This is a genomic window from Leifsonia sp. LS1 (genome assembly GCF_020521355.1).
Lineage (GTDB): Bacteria > Actinomycetota > Actinomycetes > Actinomycetales > Microbacteriaceae > Leifsonia.
This window is the reverse complement of the sequence record NZ_BPER01000006.1, coordinates 239,033-257,834: the sequence shown is the minus strand read 5'-3', so window position 1 is coordinate 257,834 and position 18,802 is coordinate 239,033. Positions and strand designations below refer to the sequence as shown.

Annotated in this window: 16 protein-coding genes and 1 tRNA gene; 3 read left to right on the top strand and 14 right to left on the bottom strand. The window is 69.9% G+C overall.

Annotation, left to right across the window (positions count from 1 at the left end):
* Positions 1-22 precede the first annotated feature (22 nt).
* Positions 23-493, bottom strand: a complete 471-nt coding sequence (locus LLS1_RS13035; protein ID WP_223359880.1) for a RidA family protein — start codon at positions 491-493, stop codon at positions 23-25.
* On the bottom strand, positions 493-660 hold the full coding sequence (locus tag LLS1_RS13030; protein ID WP_223359879.1) for a DUF4177 domain-containing protein: 168 nt from the start codon (positions 658-660) through the stop codon (positions 493-495). Before LLS1_RS13030 ends, LLS1_RS13035 begins: the two co-directional genes overlap by 1 nt.
* A 52-nt stretch (positions 661-712) precedes the next feature.
* Between LLS1_RS13030 and LLS1_RS13025 the strand changes: the two genes are divergently transcribed.
* From LLS1_RS13025 to LLS1_RS13015, 3 genes are all read left to right on the top strand, one after another.
* Complete coding sequence (locus tag LLS1_RS13025) at positions 713-3,265, top strand: transglycosylase domain-containing protein (RefSeq protein WP_226656112.1); 2,553 nt, start codon at positions 713-715, stop codon at positions 3,263-3,265.
* Entirely contained in the window at positions 3,265-4,245 is a 981-nt protein-coding gene (locus tag LLS1_RS13020; protein ID WP_226656111.1) for a metallophosphoesterase, read from the top strand. Before LLS1_RS13025 ends, LLS1_RS13020 begins: the two co-directional genes overlap by 1 nt.
* Positions 4,246-4,308: 63 nt before the next feature.
* Positions 4,309-4,382 (top strand) — tRNA-Pro (locus LLS1_RS13015).
* A gap of 224 nt (positions 4,383-4,606) precedes the next feature.
* Here LLS1_RS13015 and msuE read toward each other — a convergent pair.
* From msuE to LLS1_RS12955, 12 genes are all read right to left on the bottom strand, one after another.
* The gene (gene msuE, locus LLS1_RS13010; protein WP_223359875.1) at positions 4,607-5,200 is read right to left on the bottom strand and encodes an FMN reductase; all 594 of its coding nucleotides are present in this window, start codon (positions 5,198-5,200) and stop codon (positions 4,607-4,609) included.
* Between the two features lie 90 nt (positions 5,201-5,290).
* A complete protein-coding gene (locus LLS1_RS13005; RefSeq protein WP_226656110.1) occupies positions 5,291-6,307 on the bottom strand; it encodes an LLM class flavin-dependent oxidoreductase in 1,017 nt (338 codons plus the stop codon).
* Between the two features lie 55 nt (positions 6,308-6,362).
* The gene (locus tag LLS1_RS13000) at positions 6,363-6,923 is read right to left on the bottom strand and encodes an LPXTG cell wall anchor domain-containing protein (RefSeq protein ID WP_226656109.1); all 561 of its coding nucleotides are present in this window, start codon (positions 6,921-6,923) and stop codon (positions 6,363-6,365) included.
* Between the two features lie 51 nt (positions 6,924-6,974).
* Complete coding sequence (locus LLS1_RS12995) at positions 6,975-8,840, bottom strand: DUF4012 domain-containing protein (protein WP_226656108.1); 1,866 nt, start codon at positions 8,838-8,840, stop codon at positions 6,975-6,977.
* A 71-nt stretch (positions 8,841-8,911) separates the two neighbouring features.
* On the bottom strand, positions 8,912-10,219 hold the full coding sequence (locus tag LLS1_RS12990) for a UDP-glucose/GDP-mannose dehydrogenase family protein (RefSeq protein WP_226656107.1): 1,308 nt from the start codon (positions 10,217-10,219) through the stop codon (positions 8,912-8,914).
* A 30-nt stretch (positions 10,220-10,249) separates the two neighbouring features.
* Positions 10,250-10,927 carry a thymidine kinase gene (locus tag LLS1_RS12985; RefSeq protein WP_223359870.1) on the bottom strand — a complete coding sequence of 226 codons (678 nt, stop codon included), beginning with the start codon at positions 10,925-10,927 and terminating at the stop codon, positions 10,250-10,252.
* Positions 10,928-10,954: 27 nt separating this feature from the next.
* Positions 10,955-11,629, bottom strand: coding sequence for a response regulator transcription factor (locus tag LLS1_RS12980; protein WP_223359869.1), 675 nt, complete (start codon positions 11,627-11,629; stop codon positions 10,955-10,957).
* Positions 11,626-12,843: a hypothetical protein gene (locus LLS1_RS12975; RefSeq protein WP_226656106.1), complete on the bottom strand. Its 1,218-nt coding sequence runs from the start codon at positions 12,841-12,843 to the stop codon at positions 11,626-11,628. Before LLS1_RS12975 ends, LLS1_RS12980 begins: the two co-directional genes overlap by 4 nt.
* Complete coding sequence (locus LLS1_RS12970) at positions 12,840-14,048, bottom strand: sensor histidine kinase (protein WP_226656105.1); 1,209 nt, start codon at positions 14,046-14,048, stop codon at positions 12,840-12,842. Before LLS1_RS12970 ends, LLS1_RS12975 begins: the two co-directional genes overlap by 4 nt.
* 170 nt (positions 14,049-14,218) lie before the next feature.
* Positions 14,219-15,406, bottom strand: a complete 1,188-nt coding sequence (locus tag LLS1_RS12965) for an Rv2578c family radical SAM protein (RefSeq protein ID WP_226656104.1) — start codon at positions 15,404-15,406, stop codon at positions 14,219-14,221.
* 31 nt (positions 15,407-15,437) lie between these two features.
* The gene (locus LLS1_RS12960; RefSeq protein ID WP_226656103.1) at positions 15,438-17,075 is read right to left on the bottom strand and encodes an ABC-F family ATP-binding cassette domain-containing protein; all 1,638 of its coding nucleotides are present in this window, start codon (positions 17,073-17,075) and stop codon (positions 15,438-15,440) included.
* A 235-nt stretch (positions 17,076-17,310) separates the two neighbouring features.
* Positions 17,311-18,786 carry a malate:quinone oxidoreductase gene (locus LLS1_RS12955; protein WP_223359864.1) on the bottom strand — a complete coding sequence of 492 codons (1,476 nt, stop codon included), beginning with the start codon at positions 18,784-18,786 and terminating at the stop codon, positions 17,311-17,313.
* Positions 18,787-18,802: the final 16 nt, after the last annotated feature.

Here is an 18,802-nt window from a genome sequence, read left to right as displayed (position 1 = left end):
CTTCGTCGTCTCCTGGCGTGGACTACTCGAATGCGACCACGATCTCGACCTCGACCGGCGAGTCGAGCGGGAGCACGGCGACACCGACGGCCGACCGAGCGTGCACTCCGGCGTCGCCGAAGATCTCTCCCAGCACCTCCGAGGCGCCGTTGACGACGCCGGGCTGACCGGTGAACGCGGGATCGGAGGCGACGAAGCCGACGACCTTGACGACGCGGGTGACCCGGTCGAGGGAGCCGAGCACGCTCTTCACGGCGGCGAGGGCGTTGAGCGCGCAGGTGCGCGCATAGTCCTTGGCGTCGGCGGCCGGAACGAGGCCGTGGCCCTCGCCCACCTTGCCGGTCGCGGGGAGTGCGCCGGCGACCATCGGCAGCTGGCCGGAGGTGTAGACGTGGCCGCCGTCGATCACGGCGGGGGTGTAGGCGGCGACCGGCGGGACGACGTCCGGCAGGTCGATGCCCAGTTCGGCGAGACGCGCCTCGATGGCGGCCATCAGGCGTCCGCCTCGTCCTGCACGGGGCGCTTCAGGTAGGCGACGAGACCGCCCTCCGGACCCGTCACCACCTGCACCAGCTCCCACCCCTCCGAGCCCCAGTTGTTGAGGATGGCGGCGGTGTTGTGGATCATCAGGGGCGTCGTGAGGTACTCCCAGCGCGGCATCGTGCTCCTTGCGTTCGGGCCGTTTATCAGGTTGATCACCTACTCTGATCCTATGTCTGCGAAAAAACCACGGGCTAGAGGTGCGTTCGGCGCCGGCGCCGCGTTCCTCGGCATGAGTGTTGTCGCGGGCCTTCTGGTCGCTGCCGCCGTCACGCCGGCGATCGCCGTGACCGGCATGGCGGCCAACAACGGGATCGGCGTCTTCGAGGGCCTTCCCGAGTACCTCGAGCCGGGCACGCTCGCCCAGCCGACCACCATCTACGCGAAGAACAGCGACGGCACGGACCGCGCTCTCGCGACCTTCTACTCACAGAACCGTCTCCCCGTCACGTTCGACCAGATCTCGCAGGCCGCCAAGGATGCGGCCATCGCCGGTGAGGACCCGCGCTTCTACAGCCACGGCGGCGTCGACATCCAGGGCACCATGCGTGGTGTGCTGTCCACCGTCTCCGGCGGCGGAGTGCAGGGCGGCTCCTCGATCACCCAGCAGTACGTGAAGAACGTTCTGCTGCAGAAGTGCGAGGCCATGCCCGTCAAGACGGACGAGCAGAAGAAGGCGTACCAGACCTGCGTCGACGACTCGACCGGCGTCACCCCGGACCGCAAGGTCAAGGAGATGAAGTACGCCATCGGCATCGAGAAGAAGTACAGCAAGGACCAGATCCTGGTCGGCTACCTCAACATCGCCGGCTTCGGCGGCTCGGTCTACGGCATCGAGGCCGCGGCCCGGTACTACTTCAACACGACCGCCGCGGCGCTGACGCCCGCGCAGGCGGCCAGCCTGCTCGCGATCGTGAACGAGCCGACGTCGCTCAAGATCGACAGCCCGGACTCCGAGTCGAACGGCGCCGCCAACGGCTACGCCAAGAACAAGGAACGCCGCGACTACATCCTCCAGAAGATGTACCAGTACAAGAAGCTCACCAAGACGCAGTACGACGAGGCCGTGAAGACACCGGTGCAGCCCGTCATCACACCCTCCACCCGTGGTTGCCAGACCGCGGGGGGCTCGGCGTACTTCTGCGACTACGTGCAGCGGATCATCCTCAACGACCCGACCTTCGGTGCCGACGAGGACACGCGCCGGGCGAACTTCAACCGCGGCGGCTACAAGATCTACACGTCGCTGGACCTCGACCTGCAGACGGTCGCGGAAGCGACGATCAACTCCTACGTGCCCAAGACCTACAAGGTCGACATCGGCGGTGTGCTCGTCGGGGTGCAGCCGGGCACCGGCCGTGTTCTCTACATGGCGCAGAACAAGAACTACACGCAGGACGCTGACGAGGCTGCCGCCGACCCGTCCTTCAGCGCGATCAACTACTCGACCGATTACGCCTACGGCGGTTCCGGGGGGTTCCAGGTCGGATCGACGTACAAGGTGTTCACGCTCGCCGAATGGCTCAAGCAGGGACACTCGCTGAACGAGACGGTCAACGCCAACATCCGCACCTACACGAAGTTCAAGAACTCGTGCGACGGCGACTGGACCGGAACCTATCGCCCGACGAACGACTCCGGTGGCGAGGAGGGGCAGCGCAGCGCCCAGAACGCCACCACGAACTCCATCAACACGGCGTTCGTCTCCATGGCCTCCCAGCTCGACCTGTGCGAGATCAAGAACGACGCCGAGGCGTTCGGCGTGCACACCGCCAAGGGTGAGCCGCTGAGCACGGTGCCGTCCTCGGTGCTCGGCGTGAACGAGATCGCACCGCTGACGATGGCGACCGCCTTCGCGGGCATCGCCAACAACGGCCTCACCTGCAGCCCGATCGCGATCGACAAGATCACCGACGCCGCCGGAAAGGACGTCGCACCGCCCGCCACGAAGTGCACGCAGTCCGTCGACCCGACGGTCGCCAACACCATGGCCAAGGCACTGCAGGGCCCTGTCCAGAGCGGGACCGCCGCCGGGATGAACACCACCGGCAAGGACATGCTCGGCAAGACCGGCACCACCGACGGCAACGAGCAGCTGTGGCTGGTCGCCGCCACGACGAAGGTCGCCGGCGCCTACTGGGTCGGCAACGTCAGCGGCCATCAGGACATGCGCAGGATCTACCCGACGCACGGCACCACGCCCGCGATCGCCCGCACCGCGGTGCAGCGCGCCATGATGTCGGCCGCGGTCGCCAAGTACGGCGGCGATGACTTCCCGGCCGCACCGGACAAGCTCGTCCGCGGCGTTCAGGTCTCGATCCCGGATCTGGCCGGCAAGTCGCCGGACGAGGCCAAGAACATCCTGAAGGGCCTCGGACTGGACAGCACCGACGGCGGCCAGCAGGACTCGGTCCAGCCCGCCGGCACCGTGTCGGCGACGGACCCCGCAGCGGGTAGTTCGGTCGGCAAGGGCACGGTCGTCACCATCTTCACGAGCAACGGCTCCCTCGTCGCGGTGCCCAACGTCGTCGGCCAGAAGGCGTCGGACGCGCAGAAGGCGCTCACCTCCGCCGGGTTCAGCGTGAAGATCTCGGGCAGCGGTGGCGGCGACGCCGTCGTGCAGACCCAGAATCCCGCCGCCGGCACGCCCACCAAGCCGGGGACGCAGGTCGCGCTGACCATTGCCGGACCGCCGGCCGCGGCGCCCACACCGGGCGCCGGCTAGTGGGTCGCCGCTCCGCGCTCCGTCCGCTCGGCACCGCGCTCGCGGTGCTGGGAGCCACAGGAGCGGCCGCGTTCGCATACGGCTCGCTCATCGAACGTCGTGCCTACACGCTGCGGGAGGTGTCGGTACCCGTGCTCCCTGCCGGATCCGCGCCGATCCGTGTCCTGCACCTGTCCGACCTGCACATGGCCCCGTGGCAGCGGGACAAACAGGAGTGGGTGCGCTCGCTCGCGGCGCTGAAGCCTGACCTGGTCGTCGACACCGGCGACAATCTCAGCCACGAGAACGGACTGGAGGGAATCCGTGCGGCGCTCGACGCCTTCCGCGGCACGCCGGGTGTCTTCGTCCACGGGTCGAACGATTACTTCGGCCCGCAGCTGAAGAACCCTCTCAAGTACTTCACCGGCCCATCGAAGAAGAACGGGTCCACCGCTCCCCGGCTCGACACCGCGGCGCTGACGGCGTACCTGCGTGATCTGGGCTGGCTGGATCTGAACAACGCGGTCGGTTCCCTCGACATCCGTGGCACCCACCTCGAGCTGTTCGGCGTCGACGACCCGCACGTCCGCTTCGACCGCGTGGAGGCCATCCCGGGCGCTCTCGACGAACTCCGCGAGGACGATCCGTACAGCGACGACGCCATGTGGCCCGAGGACGAGCCGACGACCGCGCGGCCGACGGTGACGCTGGGTGTCGTGCACGCGCCGTACCGACGCGTGCTGGACGCTTTCGTGACCTACGGCGCCGCGATGATCTTCGCCGGTCACACGCACGGCGGCCAGGTCTGTGTGCCCGGCTACGGCGCGCTGGTGACGAACTGCGACATCCCCCGCAAGCAGGTCAAGGGCCTCAGCATGTGGCGCCACGCCTTCCGTTCGGCCTTCCTCAACGTCTCCGCCGGGCTGGGCACCTCCATCTACGCGCCCGTGCGGTTCGCGTGCCGCCCGGAGGCCACCCTGGTCACTCTGACAGCGGCCTGAGCGCCGGGATGGTCATCAGCACACCTCCGGCTCGTGTATCCTAGATGAGGCCTTCAGGGCCATCGGGGTGTGGCGCAGCTTGGTAGCGCGCTTCGTTCGGGACGAAGAGGCCGCAGGTTCAAATCCTGTCACCCCGACAGAGCGGTAAACAGAAGAGGAGCCCCGGTTCGCATCGCGAACCGGGGCTCCTCTTCTGTTTACCGCTCTTCGCTGGCGACTTCCCGGCCCCTGCCGCGAGGGGCCCCGGGCGCCGCAGAACGCGACGCGTGAGGCGGGGTCTGGGGTAGCCCCGACACGCGAGACACCCTCCCACTCAGCCACAGGGAATCACCCCCTGCAGAACAGGAGCAGCGGGGCCCTCTCAGAACGCGTCGGGACGCGCGAACTCCGCCGTCGCGTACCGCGACTCCGGGTCGATGTGGGCGCGCACGAGCGGGATGGTGCGGTTGACGGCGGTGTCGATGCGACCGCGGAGGTCTTCGGAGGTGATCCGGTAGTCGGCGAAGTCGCTCTCGGCGGCGTAGATGCCGAGCGGGAGGGTGAGGGACTGGAAGAAGCCGAAGAGGGGGCGCATCTGGTGCTCGACGAGGAGGGCGTGGCGGTCGCTTCCGCCCGTCGCGGTGAGCACGATGGGCTTGTCGACGAGCGCGTACTGCCCGATGTGGTCGAAGAAGAGCTTGAAGAGTCCCGTGTAGGTAGCGCGGTAGGCAGGTGAACCGACGACGATGACGTCGGCGGCCTCCACGGCTTCGAGGGCCTCCGCGACCTCCGGCCCCAGGTGCGAACGGAAGGGTCCCGCCCCCAGCTGGCCGAGCAGTGGTGCGAGTTCGATGGTGCGGTGGGTGCCGCCGATCGCGCCGGCGAACGAGCGGGCGACCTCGTCGACCAGCACCGTGGTGCGGGAGGGGCGTGTCGGACTTCCGCTCACTCCGACGACCGTGGGGACGTGTGCCATGCGGGGACCGCCTTCGTGTGTCTTCGGCTCGGGAACGCACCCACGCTACTCGCGCGACGCGTCAGACTCTCCTGGCCGCGTCATGCGCCGTCATGGAGCGGGGTACAGCTCCGAGACGATCTCGAGGGAGCGGATCCGGCCCTCCACGGTCGCCGCGCCGGACGACACCATCAGCTCGTTCGCACCGGTGGAGCCCAGGAGGGAGTCGAGGCGTGCGCGCACCTCGTCCGGGGTGCCGATGGCCTGGCGGGCGTTGCGGGCGGCGATGAACTCCTCCTCCAGTGGGCTGAAGTCGTAGGCGAGGGCTTCCTCGACGCTCACGGGCTGCGGCTTCTGGCCTTGGCGCATGCGGAGGAAGGAGAGCTGCCCGGGCAGCGACAGCGCGCGGACCGTCTGCGGGTCGGCGTCGGAGACGACATTGACCGCGATCATCGTGTGCGGTTCGTCGAGGAAGTCGCTCGGCTCGAACTTCGACCGGTACAGGTCGAGCGCCGCCTCGGTGTTCTCTCCGGCGAAGTGGTGGGCGAAGGCGAACGGCAGGCCGAGGGCGGCGGCGACCTGCGCGCTGAAGCCGCTGGAACCGAGCAGCCATACCTGCGGGGCGTCGCCGAGCCCGGGCACCGCGGTGATGGAGTGCAGCGGGTTAGCGTCACTCATGCCCCCGTAGAAGAAGCCGAAGAGGTCGAGCAGCTGCTGCGGGAAGTCGTCCACACCGAGGCCCTGCTCGCTCCTCCGCAACGCCATCGCGGTGGCGCCGTCCGTTCCGGGCGCGCGCCCGATGCCGAGGTCGATACGGTCGCCGTAGAGGGCGCGGAGGGTACCGAACTGCTCCGCGACGACGAGCGGGGCGTGGTTCGGGAGCATCACGCCGCCCGAGCCGACCCGGATGCGTTCCGTCGCGCCGGCCACACCCGCGATGAGCACGGCGGGTGCACTGGAGGCGATCGCCGGCATGCCGTGGTGCTCGGCGACCCAGAAGCGCTGGTAGCCCAGACGTTCGGCCGTCTGCGCGAGGCGGATGGTGCCGGAGACGGCGTCGGCGTTGGTGCCTCCGGCGGGACGGCTGGCGAGGTCGAGGACGGAGAGGGGGATGCTGCGGTCGGTCACACTGAGGAGAACCGGGCGACCCGGGGTGTCATTCCATCCTGGTCGCCCGGATCGCTCAGGAGGCGCGGACCTTGCGCGCCCAGAACACCACCGAGACGGTGACGAGGCCTGCCGCGAGCAGCCCTCCCCCGATCCAGACCGCCCAGACCGCCATTGTCGAGCCGGTGTCGGCGAGGCCGGACCCGGGGTCGGACACGGTGACCGCAGACGAGTCGGCGGGCAGCACCGTGATCGAGGCGGGGCAGGTGTGAGTGCTGGTGCGGCCGACGCCCGTGAAGGAGTAGACGCCGGTGGCGTCCGCCGGGAGTGTGACCGTGAGCAGGTCGCTGCCGTCGGCGTTGGACTGCTTCGCGAAGTGGACGCTGCTGGCACTGGTGCGGAAGCTGACCAGCTTCATGCTGGAGCCGTTCTCGCCCGTCCCCGTCCAGTCGATGAACTCCTGCGGAGACCACGTCCCCGGAGTGCACACGATGTGGACCGTGTCACCGGCCTTCGCCACCGCGGCGTCGAACCTGCAGGGGGAGCCCTGGGTGTAGTCCACCGCGTTCGCCGCGGTGGGGGCTGCGAGGAGCACCGCCACGGTCACGGCTGCCGCCGCGAGGATCTTCTTGAACATGGCACCGCCTTTCGCCTGCCCGGCATCAGCGTCGGGATACGTGATTAATTCTCATTTTACGACGGATGCGCAATCGACGGCAATCGAACCGACGGCGGATTCTGCCCCCACATCGGGGGTCGCCCCCGTGCCCGGCAGTGTCGGCGTGGTCGTCACCGACACCCCGGTACCCGTCTGCTCCATGCCCAGGAAGTCGACATCCACGGTGCGCTGCTCCCCCGGGGCGAGCGTGACCGTGAACACGCTCACCGGCCGCCCCCGGTCCGTGCCGGAGATGGCGGACTTGGTCTCCCCGCCGCTCGTGATGGCCGCCAGGAGGCCACCGGACGGGCCGTACACGGCGACGCGGGTCTGGATCGAGCCGGGCGGGATGCCGAACCGCCCGCCTCCCGTGACGTAGTCCGGCAGCGTCGTCGCGGCATCCGCGGGAGCACGGTTCGCCAACGTCACCGCGACGCGGGTGGTCGGCCGGCCGTCGGCCCGGCAGATCGCACCGCCGGCGGCGACGGACGTGTCGAGGTAGTAGTCCATCTTCGCGCCCGTCGAGTCGTTGAAGTACACGCCCACCCCCGCAGTCGTCCCGGTCGACAGCGGAAGCTCGCCGGCGAGACTGGTGGTGGCGAGGATGCCCTGCTCGGCCGGATGCGCGCTCCAGATCAGGATCCGGCGCGATGATGCGGCAGCCGCCAGGGCCGAGACGAGCGCCGAGCCGTCCGTTCCGCCCTGAGCGACCCGCTGGAACACAGCGGAGGCGGCGGCGGCGAAGAACGCGTCCTGCTGCGCCGGGTCGGGATAGCGTCGATAGACCTCGCTCAGCAGCAGGCTGACGGCGTTGTCCGACGTCAGCGTCTCGCCGCTCGGGACGGCGACCGGGCCGGTGGCGCGCAGGAGGGCTGCGAGCACCACCGGGTCCATCGTGATCACGCCGTCGACGGTCCCGCCGTTGGTCGATGTCCACATCCGCGATGCGGTGGAGGCGGCGAGGGGGAAGTCGGGTGTCAGGTTGACGTCCTGGATGAACGTGCCGATCAGCTGGCCGAACAGGCCGGTCGGACCGTCGGGGATGGCGGCCACCGGCTCCGTCCACGGCCCGATGGAGGTTCCGGCCTGCTGCGCGACGAGCGAGATGGCGCCGTGGTCGGCACGGATCAGCGCGACGGATCCGATCAGGCCGCCCGTCGCCCGGAGCTCGGCGGGGTTCTGCGCGACCAGGAGGTAGTTGCGAGCACCGTCGGCCCCGAGCATCGCGGGAAGGAGCCTCGCACTGTTCCCGACGGCATCGACCGCCGGAGTGGCTTCGGCGAAGAGCTCCCGCAGCCGGTCGACGGCCGACCCCACCGGGTGGATCGTCGCCGAGGTGTCGACCGTGTCGAGGGTCTTGGCGGCCGCGTGGAAAGCGGCCTGTGCCCTGGCGACGACGGGCTCTGCAGCGACGAGCGGGGCGAGGTCCACACGCCCGTCCTTCAGCGCGAGGGTGCGCGGGTCGGCCGTCGCCGCCACTCGCACGAGCGGCTGGATCACCCGCGAGGACACCTGCTCGGTCGCCGCGGCCGCCGTTCGCACCGCCGCAAGATTCGGACCCACCCACGGGACGATCTCCGCCGCCCGCCAGATCGGATCACCGGTCAGCGACGCGGCGGACGCCGCCCGTTTCTGCAGTTCGTCGGCGGACGAGCGGGCGGAGCCGAGATCTCCCGACACGATCGCGCTCTGGATGCCGTGTGCCGCCGGGAGGGCCGCGTAGAGCTCCTGACGGGCCAGGTAGCCGCGGAGGGCGATCCATCCGACCAGTCCGGCAACCACGAGCACCAGGGCGACCGCGATCCCGGTGGCCAGCGGGTGCCGTCGACGGCGCGTCGGAGGAGCGGGCTCCGCCGGGACGGGCGGCGCCTTCTCCTGCGAGAGACCGATCGCCATGAGGACAAATCTAACAAATCCTCACTTTTTAGCATCCCCCGAAACGAGGGGCGCAGAACCGCCGCAACGGGCTAGCGACCGAGCCCGCGGTAGGTCCACCCGGCCGCGCGCCATGCGGCTGGGTCGAGCACGTTGCGCCCGTCGATGACGCGTTTCGATCCGACCAGCTCGCCGAACGCGACGGGGTCGAGCCCGCGGAACTGCGGCCACTCCGTGATCAGCACCACGATGTCCGCGCCCGCTGCGGCCTCCTCCGCGGAGTCCACGTAGTTCAGCTGCGGGGCACGCCGCTTCGAGTTCGCGACGGCCTCCGGGTCGGTCGCGGTCACCACTGCTCCGGCCTCTGCCAGGCGCACGGCGACATCGAGTGCCGGGGAGTCGCGGATGTCGTCCGAGTGCGGCTTGAAGGCCAACCCCAGGACGGCGACCTGCAGGCCCGCGAGATCGCCTGCCTCCTCACGCACCAAATCGATGACGCGGTCGCGGCGACGCAGGTTGATCTTGTCCACCTCCGCGAGGAACTCGACGGCCTCGCCGCGCCCGAGCTCGCGCGCACGGGCCGTGAACGCGCGGATGTCCTTGGGAAGGCAGCCACCGCCGAACCCGACGCCGGCATTGAGGAACCGGCGGCCGATGCGGGCGTCGTGGCCGATCGCATCGGCGAGCCGGGTGACGTCCGCACCCGTCACCTCCGCGATCTCGGCCATGGCGTTGATGAACGAGATCTTCGTCGCGAGGAAGGCATTGGCCGCCACCTTCACCAGCTCGGCGGTCGCATAGTCGGTCACGATCACGGGCGTTCCCGCAGCCACCGCGGTCGCATAGACCTCGTTCAGGATTCCGGCCGCGCGCTCGCCCGCCGCACCCGAAGGGACACCGTAGACGAGTCGATCGGGGCTCACCGTGTCCTGCACCGCGAAACCCTCACGCAGGAACTCCGGATTCCACGTCAGCACCACCTCCGGTGCCCGCTCGGCCACCACGGCGGCGAGACGAGTCGCCGTGCCCACCGGCACAGTGCTCTTGCCCACCAGCACATCCCCCGGCTTGACATGCTCCAGCAGCGTCGCGAACGCCGCGTCCACGAAGCGCAGATCCGCGGCATCCCCGTCCGCGCTCTGCGGCGTCCCGACCGCGACGAAATGCACATCGGCCTCGGCCACCGCCGAGAAATCCGTCGTGAACCGCAGCCGGCCACTGGCCGTCGCCGACGTCAGCACCTCCGGCAATCCCGGCTCGAAGAACGGAGCCCGCCCCGCCGAGAGCTCGGCGATCTTGGCCTCATCGACGTCGATCCCGACGACCTCATGGCCCAGGTCCGCCATCGACGCGGCATGGACCGCCCCCAGATAGCCGCAACCGATCACGGAAATACGCATGTCGCCTCTTCTCGCCGCGCGCGCGGTCGCTCAGGTGAAATCGGGGTCGGGTTCGTTGTCGTAGGCGGTCGCCGCGTCGTCGACCGGCCAGCGCCGACGACCATTGTTGAGCACTCCCCGGCTCTCCTGCAGGTAACAATTGCCGCACAGGGACTCGTAGGCGACGTCGACCCCGTCGATCGCCACCTGTGCGCCGTCGAAGACGAAGACGCCGTCGATCGTGCGCGCGTTGAAGATCGCTTTGCGCCCGCAGCGGCAGATCGTCTTCAGCTCCTCGAGGCTGTGCGCCACTTCGAGCAGGCGGCGGCTGCCCGGAAACGCGACCGTCTGGAAGTCGGTGCGGATGCCGTACGCCAGCACCGGGATGTTCTCGAGCAGGGCGATCCGCAGCAGGTCGTCGATCTGTGCCTCGGTCAGGAACTGGGCCTCGTCGACCAGGAGAGCGCTGACGTCGCGATCGAAGCGCTTGAGCGTCCGCTCGCGGTGCTGCTGGAACTTGCCGTATGCGTCGGTCTCCGGGGCGATCAGGAAGTCGACATCGCGCGTCACACCGAGGCGCGACAGGATGCCCATGTCGCCCTTGGTGTCGATCGCCGGCTTGGCGAGCAGCACACGGTGACCGCGTTCCTCGTAGTTGTAGGCCGCCTGAAGCATCGCCGTGCTCTTGCCGCTGTTCATCGCGCCGTAGCGGAAATACAGTTTTGCCACGCCACGATCCTAGACGGCACGACCGCTTCAGGTGAGGTAGCCGTCTTCGGCGGCCCGCCGGATGAGGTCGGCACGGGAGCTGGTGGGGCGCCCGACTTTGCCGTACTTCTCGCGCACGCGGCGCAGATAGGTCTTCGCCGTCTCGTACTGCACGTTCATCGCCGTGGCGACCTCGGAGGTGGTGCGGCCGTCCGCGTAGAGGAGCAGCGCCTGCCGCTCGCCGTCACTCAGCTTCGGCCGGGCGGCGTCGGGGATGATCGGGCGCGGCCGCCAGGCGGGCTCCGCGATGGGCTGCCGTGCATCGCCGCCGCGCCCGATCGCGGCGAGGGCGGCGGCGAGCAGCTCGTTCATCGGCTGCGACTTGGTCACATACGCCACCGCACCGGCGGCGAGCGCGGCATCGCGGTCCTCCTGCGTGTCCACGGCGCTCAGCACGACGACCTTCGCCCCTGCAGCGCGGCAGGTGCGCACTCGCGCACCGATGGACACGGACTCGCGGAGCTGGAGGTCCATGATCACGAGATCGGTGGGGAATGCGTCGCTGTGCACGAGCTCGATCCAGCTGCCGGCCCGCAGTACGAGGTCGAACTCGGGCGCGTTGCGCTCGATCCAGCTGGCGAGGCTGTCGAGCAGGATCTCATGGTCGTCGAGGATGGCGAGCCGGGCCGGAGCTGCGGAGGGCGGGACGGGGGTGGTGCTCATAGTCTGCTGCTTCCAGGGTAGGCGAATCGGAGCGTCAGCTCGCCCGCTCGCACGCGGAGTCCGGTCACCATGGAGGCCGACCGCAGGGCGCTGAGGTACGGCACGATCTCGCGGCGGATGGCGCGGCGGCCCTCGTGCACGCGAGCGGTGAGGACGAAGGCGGGATGCTCGGGCGCGCTGACGTCCACGCGGACGGTGGCGGGTTCGAGCCCGGGCAGTTCGACGACCGTCGAGACGAGTGCGGAGACGATCGCACGCTGCTCCTCGGTGAGCGCCCGGTCGAGACCACCCGGATCGTGGACCGCGCCCGCCGGGTCGGCGGACGGCGGGAGATGCGGGGCGAGGGCGAGGGCGAGGGTCTCGTCGAGCCAGGTGCGTTCGACCGACGAGACGGCGAGGGCACGCAGTCCGTCGGCGATCACCGCTGCTCGTTCGCGGTCGGCCTCGGTGATCTCCCCGCGCCGGAGGATGTCCGCGAGGAACGGTACGGTCTCCGCGTCGAACACGGCTGCGCTCTTCTGCGCGACTGTCCGCCGGGCGGTCTCGCGCAGTTCGGTCTCGAGTCGCGCCTGGCCGGCGCGAGCGACCTCCCGCCAGCGGAGGGTCTCGCCGGTCATCGTCCATGCGTACCCGGCGCCGCCCGCGGCGAGCGCCAGCACGGGGGTGGCGGCGACGGTCGCGTAGACGATCGGACCGGTGACGATCTCCAGCGATCCCGCCTGCAGTGCGGCAAGTGCACCGAGGACGGTCGCAGCAGCCACCGCGGCGATCATCACTTCGAGCACGGGTCGGTAGAGCGGCATCGCGATCAGCAGCAGAGCGACGGCGATCTGACCCCAGTCGTCCTGGATGCGCTGGTTGCGGCCCCAGACCGCTGCGGCGAACAGGCAGGCGGCGATGACGGCGAGGCCGATCACGGTGACGTGCGACCAGCGTCCGAACGGTGCCAGCCCGGGGTGGGTGCGGATCGTGGCCACGGCGACGGCGAGCGCGAGCACGCCGATGGCGGTCAGCGCGAGCCCCGGCGAACGCAGCTGCGGGAGGTGCCAGAGCGTCGATGCGATGGCGTACCCGACCGCCGCGATGCCGATCAGGGGCACGAGCAGCCAGGCGGACTGCACGCCGAGCGGGTCGAGGCGTTGCGGCGTCCTCTCGACGGGGACCGAGCGCAACCGCACGATGGTCTCGGAGGCGATTCCGCGTGGCACGCTCATGCGGCCTCCTCCGCAGCCCAGGGCACCACCATGATGACGGTGGTGCCGACGTCGGGGCTGGAGTACACCGTCACCGTGCCGCCGACGCGGGAGATCCGGTCGTGCACGGACTGGCGGAGACCGAGCCGGTCGGCTCCGGTCGCGTCGGGAGCGAATCCGCGCCCGCCGTCGACGACCATCACGGACAGGCTGTCGTCGCACGTGCTCAGCGCGACTTCGGCCGTCGCGCTGCCCGAGTGGCGGATCACGTTGACGAGGCATTGGCGCACCGCCAGTCCGACCGCACGGAGCGTCGCCTCGTCGAGGCGGCCGACGGCGGCCCGGTCACCCGAGACGTCGACGGCGAGGCCTTCGTCGCGGGCGTCCTCAACGGCGCGGTGCAGATCACTGCCGTACCACGGGTCGTCGATCGGCTCTGCGGTGACGTCGGGGCTCTCAGTCACGAGACCGCGCCCGAGCGCCTCGAGGTCGGATCCGATCCGCTCGCGGAGACGGTCGCTCACCGGTCCGGGTTCGGCGCGCGAGATCGCGAGCAGGTCGCTCAGGACGGTGTCGTGCGTGTCCGCCGCCAGGTCGGCGTACATGGCCCGCCGGAGCTCGACCAGGCGCACGTCGCGCACCGCTCGATGGATCGCCGATTGCGTGCGTCCACGAGATCCGCGGGTGAGCCCGTCGAACGTGAGGACCCCCACCAGGAGCAGGTACGCTCCGAGGGTCATCGCGTCCGTCGTGAAGGTGCGCCCGGTGGTCACGGCCGCCAGCAGCACGGCCGCCTCCGCGAGCGCGAAGCCCAGGGACGCCCACAGGATGCCCGCGAGGGCTCCGGTTCCCGTGCCACCGACCAGCGTCATCGCGACCACGGGAAGAGCGACGACGAAGAGGTTCGTGTCCCGGTAGCTCGGAGTGCCGACGAAGATCGCTACGACGTAGCAATAGGTGCACAGCGTGCCCGCGACCAGGTAGGCGATCGTGAGACCCACCGTGCGCCCGCGCGCGAGCATCGCGAGGATCGCGAGCAACGCGACCATCGGGAGCAACATCGACAGGGTGAGCAACGCGAGTCCGTCGACTCCTCGCGAGAACCCGGAGAAGAGCACGTTGACCACGGCCGCAGCCAGACACACGAGCCCTGCCCAGCGGGCCGCTGTGGCGAGCGCTCGGGAGTTGGCTGCTCTCGAGAGGTGGGTAGGCAGACCGAGCGACACACGACCCCTTTCGAGTGGGCAAGCGGTCCGGGCACAGCCGGCGGGGCCGTCCGGTCGCGGCTCCCTCGGGAATTATGGCATCCGCAGTCTCTCCCGTGTACCCCGCACCGAGGACCAATCTGTACCCCATGTCGGCCGCCCGCCTCCGCGCCTCGAAACACCTCCACACCTCAGAACAAGGTCGGCTGCAATCCCGCTGCCAGCAGCGACGCCCCCAAGAGCGACTCCGCATCCGGCGCGCCATGCCCCTCTCCGGTCCCTCCGGCCTTCCCGCTGCCGACCGGCCCGCTGCCGACCGGCCCGCCGGCTGTCGTCCCCGCCGCGACCGCACGGCGCTCGCCGTCACCGTCGCGCAGCATCCCGAGGGCCGAGGAGCGCACTCCTCCGGTCAGCGGATCCTCCTCCCCGCGTTGAAGCCCGTGCGCGCGGATCAGCGGTTTGATCCGCGCCGCGAGCCATCTGCGGTACTCGGCCGGCGCGTACGTACCCCGGCCGTACATACTGCGATACCGCGGAAGCAGCTCCGGATGCTCGCGTCCGAGCCACAGGTAGTACCACTCCTTCACGCCCGGCTTGAGGTGCAGGGCGGTGTAGAGGACTGAGGTCGCGCCTGCCTCCTTCGCCTGCCGGAGGGCTTCGTCGAGGTGCGCCCGTGTGTCCGTGAGGTACGGCAGGATGGGCATCAGGAAGACCGAGCAGTCCAACCCGTGCTCGCGCACCGCGGTGACCGTCGCCAGGCGCGCCTTCGTGGTGGGCGTTCCGGGCTCGACCGACTGCTGCAGCTCATCGTCGTAGACGGCGATCGACATCGCGAGGTCGACAGGCACGCGCGTCGCCGCCTCGGCCAGCCGGTCCAGGTCGCGTCGCAGCAGCGATCCCTTCGTGAGGATGCTGAACGGCGTGCCGGTGTCGGCGAGCGCGTCGATGATGCCCGGCATGAGCGCATAGCGCCCCTCCGCCCGCTGATACGGATCGGTGTTGGTGCCGAGCGCCACGGGATGCCGCCCCCAGCTCGGCCGGGACAGCTCCTTGCGGAGGACGTCGGCGACGTTGACCTTGACGATGATCTCCTGATCGAAGTCTTTGCCCTGGTCGAGCTCGAGATAGCTGTGCGTCGGCCGCGCGAAGCAGTAGACGCACGCGTGCGAGCACCCCCGGTACGGGTTGATCGTCCAGCCGAAGGGCATCGGCCCTCCCCCGCCGGGGATCTTGTTGAGCGCCGACTTCGCGAGCACCTCGTGGAACGTGATGCCCGCGAAGTCGGGCGTGCGCACCGAGCGCACGAGGTTGTTGAGCCGCGCGAGCCCCGGCAGCGTGGCCGGCGCCTCCGCCGTGAGTTCTTGCCCGCTCCATCTCATACGAATATTCGAACATATGTTCGAATGTTCGTCAAGCCGCTCCCAACGCCACCTCCTCCCCCGACCACTGTGCCCGCAGCCACCGGTCGTGGCTGGCGACGACGACCGCTCCCGGGTAGCCGTCGAGCGCCTCCTCCAGCTCGGTCGCCAGCGAGAGCGACAGGTGGTTCGTCGGCTCGTCGAGCAGGAACAGGTGCGGCGGGCGGGCGAGGATGAGCGCCAGCGCGAGCCGCCGTTGCTGGCCGACAGACAGGGCGCCGACCGGACGGTCGAGGTCTCTGGGGGCGATCAGCCCGAGCCCGACGAGCGGGATGCTCTCGGCCCGCCGCTCGCCCATCGCCGCGGCATACACGCTGCGCGGGGAGGCGGCGGGGTCGGCGAAGCGCACGTCCTGTTCCAGCAGTCCGACGCGCAGGCCACGCCGTCGCCCGACGGTGCCGTACGCCGGTTGGAGCCGTCCGGCCAAGGCGGCGAGGAGTGTCGACTTGCCTGCGCCGTTCGGCCCGGTGACCAGAACCCGGGACTGCGGAGCCACGTCGAACGTCGGCACGTCCAGCCGGCCCGGGATGCGCAGCCCCCGGGCGTGCACGAGCAGCCCGCCGTCATCCGCGAGCGACTGGAACCCGGAGGGGATGCAGCCGAAGCGCAGGACGGGCGGCGGCTTGCGCACCTGCGTGCGCTCGAGCTCCTCGCGCCGGCCGGTGGCGTTCCTGATCCGTCTGCTGATCTGCTTGTCGAGCGCGCCTCCCTTGAACGATTTCGCGAACTTGTCGTTGTCGCGGACTTTGCCCGACCAGGCGATCGACCGTGCGGTGACGTCCGCCGCGAACCGGAGCGCCTCCAGCTCATCCTGCTCGTCGGCGTATTGCTTCTCCCAGCGGGCACGCTCCGCGGCCTTCGCCGCGAGGTAGTCGCTGTAGCCGCCGCCGAAGGCCACCGGGCCGCCGCGGGCGGGGTCGATGTCGAGCAGGCCGGTCGCGACCGCGTCGAGGAAAGCGCGGTCGTGGCTCGCGAAGAGCACAGGCCCCTGCCAGCCGAGCAGCCGCCGTTCGAGGAACGACGCGGCGGCATCGTCGAGGTGGTTGGTCGGCTCGTCGAGCAGGAGCGCGTCGGGTCGGCCGAGGAGCAGCGCGGCGAGCGCGAACCTGCTGCGCTGGCCGCCCGAGACCTCGCCGAGTCGCCGGTCCAGCGGGATCCCCTCGACGCCGAGTCCGGCGAGGAGCTCGTCGCGGCGTGCCTCGATCGTCCAGATCTCGGCGCGCTCGGCCGCCTCCAGGGCGCGTTCATAGCGGTCGTACGGATCGCCGCCCCGCGGGGCGGCATCACCGCCTGCGAGCGATGCGGCCGCCGACTCCAGCTCGCGCTCGATCGCGCGGACGCCGGCGAGCGCGTCCTCGATCAGGGAGTCGAGCGTGTCCTCCGGGCGGAAGCGGACCTCCTGCCAGAGGAAGCCGACGCGCGCGGGCCGACGGATGGCGCCGGCGTCCGGAGGCTCGACACCCGCCAGAAGGCGCAGCAGGGTGGACTTGCCGGCACCGTTCTCGCCGATCAGCCCGAGGCGCGAGCCGGGAGCGACCGTGAGAGAGACGTCGGAGAGGATGCGGCGTTCGCCGTAGCTGAGCGAGACGCCGTCCGCGCGAAGCGGGGTGAGTGTGGTGGATACAGGCATGGAGACCGCCCTCCGAGCGCTCCGATGAGCCGGTTCCCGCCGGGCATGCTCCGTCGAGAGCGGCGCGTGAGCGCAGTGAACGCGATGACCTGTTTCGAGGGGTCACCCACTCTGTCGACGGCGCCTCGGGCGCGGGACGAGAGGAGGTGATCACTTCATAGCGCTGACGACCCTAACAGGCCACCAGCGCCCGCGTCCACCCCTTCCGGGCGGGAGGCGCGGAATGCGGGGCGGGCTAGCGAACCAGATTCAGGGTCGCGGCGGTCTCCGACAGCACGCGCGCAGCCTCGTCGGGCCGGTCGTTGAGGGTGGTCCCGACCGTCGGGATGAGCTTCTGGATCGTCGGCAGCCAGCCGTCGTAGCGGTCGGGGAAGCAACGCTTCAGCAGGTCCACCATGATCGGCACGGCGGTGGACGCACCCGGCGATGCACCGAGCAGCCCGGCGATCGAACCGTCCTCCGCAGCGACGACCTCGGTGCCGAACTGCAGCACCCCGCCCTTCTTCGCGTCCTTCTTCATCACCTGGACGCGCTGGCCCGCGGTGATGAGCTCCCAGTCCTCGCTCTTGGCGGTGGGCATGAACTCCTGGAGCGCCTTCACCTTCTTGGCGCGGTTGGCCAGGAGCTCGCCCACGAGGTACTTGATGAGGTCGAAATTGTCGCGCGCGACCGCCAGCATCGGGCCGAGGTTGCCGGCGCGGACGGAGCCCGGGAGGTCGAACCACGAGCCGGTCTTGAGGAACTTGGGGCTGAACCCGGCGTACGGGCCGAACAACAGGGACGCCTGACCGTCGACGACACGGGTGTCGAGGTGCGGGACGGACATCGGCGGCGCGCCGACGGCGGCCTTCCCGTAGACCTTCGCCTGGTGCTGGGCGACGATCTTCGGGTCGGACGTGCGCAGGAACTGGCCGGAGATGGGGAACCCGCCGAAGCCCTTGATCTCGGGGATGCCCGACTTCTGCAGCAGGTGCAGCGCGCCGCCGCCCGCGCCGACGAAGACGAACCGCGCCTCCACCTGGTGCGGGGTGTGGCCGACCTCGTGCATCACCCTGATGCGCCAGAGGCCGTCCTTGGTGCGCTTGATGCCACGCACCCGGTGGTTGAGCGCGAGCTCGGCGCCGTTCGCGACGAGGTTGTCGACCAGTGCGCGGGTCAGCGCGCCGAAGTCCACGTCGGTCCCGGAGGCGGAACGGGTGGCGGCGATGCGCTGCTTGGCGTTGCGCTTCTTCGTCAGGAGCGGGGTCCACTCGCCGATGACGGCCGGATCTTCCGAGTACTCCATGTCGGAGAAGAGCGGCTGCTGCTTGAGCGACTCGAAACGACGGCGCAGGTAGCGGACGTTGTCGCGACCGCGCACGAACGTCATGTGCGGCGTCGGGTTGATGAAGGTCTCCGGCGCGGGCAGGTCGCCCGCCTCGACGAGGCTCGCCCAGAACTGACGGCTGAGCTGGAACTGCTCGTTGATGCTGATGGCCTTGGCCGGGTCGACGGAGCCGTCGGACGCCTCGGGCATGTAGTTCAGCTCGCAGAGGGCCGCGTGCCCGGTTCCGGCATTGTTCCACGGGTTCGAGCTCTCCTGGGCGACCTCGCCCAGGTTCTCGTAGATGCGGATGCTCCAGTCGGGCTGCACGCGCTGGAGGAGCGCCCCGAGCGTCGCGCTCATGATGCCGCCGCCGATGAGGACCACGTCGATGGGAGAATTGCTCACCGTACGATCTTACGGT

Excerpts from the sequence above, each read along its gene's own strand:
- LLS1_RS13035 (WP_223359880.1), bottom strand. The coding sequence starts at position 493 with ATGGCCGCCATCGAGGCGCGTCTCGCCGAACTGGGCATCGACCTGCCG.
- LLS1_RS13030 (WP_223359879.1), bottom strand. The coding sequence starts at position 660 with ATGCCGCGCTGGGAGTACCTCACGACGCCCCTGATGATCCACAACACC.
- LLS1_RS13025 (WP_226656112.1), top strand. The coding sequence starts at position 713 with ATGTCTGCGAAAAAACCACGGGCTAGAGGTGCGTTCGGCGCCGGCGCC.
- msuE (WP_223359875.1), bottom strand. The coding sequence starts at position 5,200 with ATGGCACACGTCCCCACGGTCGTCGGAGTGAGCGGAAGTCCGACACGC.
- LLS1_RS13000 (WP_226656109.1), bottom strand. The coding sequence starts at position 6,923 with ATGTTCAAGAAGATCCTCGCGGCGGCAGCCGTGACCGTGGCGGTGCTC.
- LLS1_RS12995 (WP_226656108.1), bottom strand. The coding sequence starts at position 8,840 with ATGGCGATCGGTCTCTCGCAGGAGAAGGCGCCGCCCGTCCCGGCGGAG.
- LLS1_RS12990 (WP_226656107.1), bottom strand. The coding sequence starts at position 10,219 with ATGCGTATTTCCGTGATCGGTTGCGGCTATCTGGGGGCGGTCCATGCC.
- LLS1_RS12980 (WP_223359869.1), bottom strand. The coding sequence starts at position 11,629 with ATGAGCACCACCCCCGTCCCGCCCTCCGCAGCTCCGGCCCGGCTCGCC.
- LLS1_RS12975 (WP_226656106.1), bottom strand. The coding sequence starts at position 12,843 with ATGAGCGTGCCACGCGGAATCGCCTCCGAGACCATCGTGCGGTTGCGC.
- LLS1_RS12965 (WP_226656104.1), bottom strand. The coding sequence starts at position 15,406 with ATGAGATGGAGCGGGCAAGAACTCACGGCGGAGGCGCCGGCCACGCTG.
- LLS1_RS12960 (WP_226656103.1), bottom strand. The coding sequence starts at position 17,075 with ATGCCTGTATCCACCACACTCACCCCGCTTCGCGCGGACGGCGTCTCG.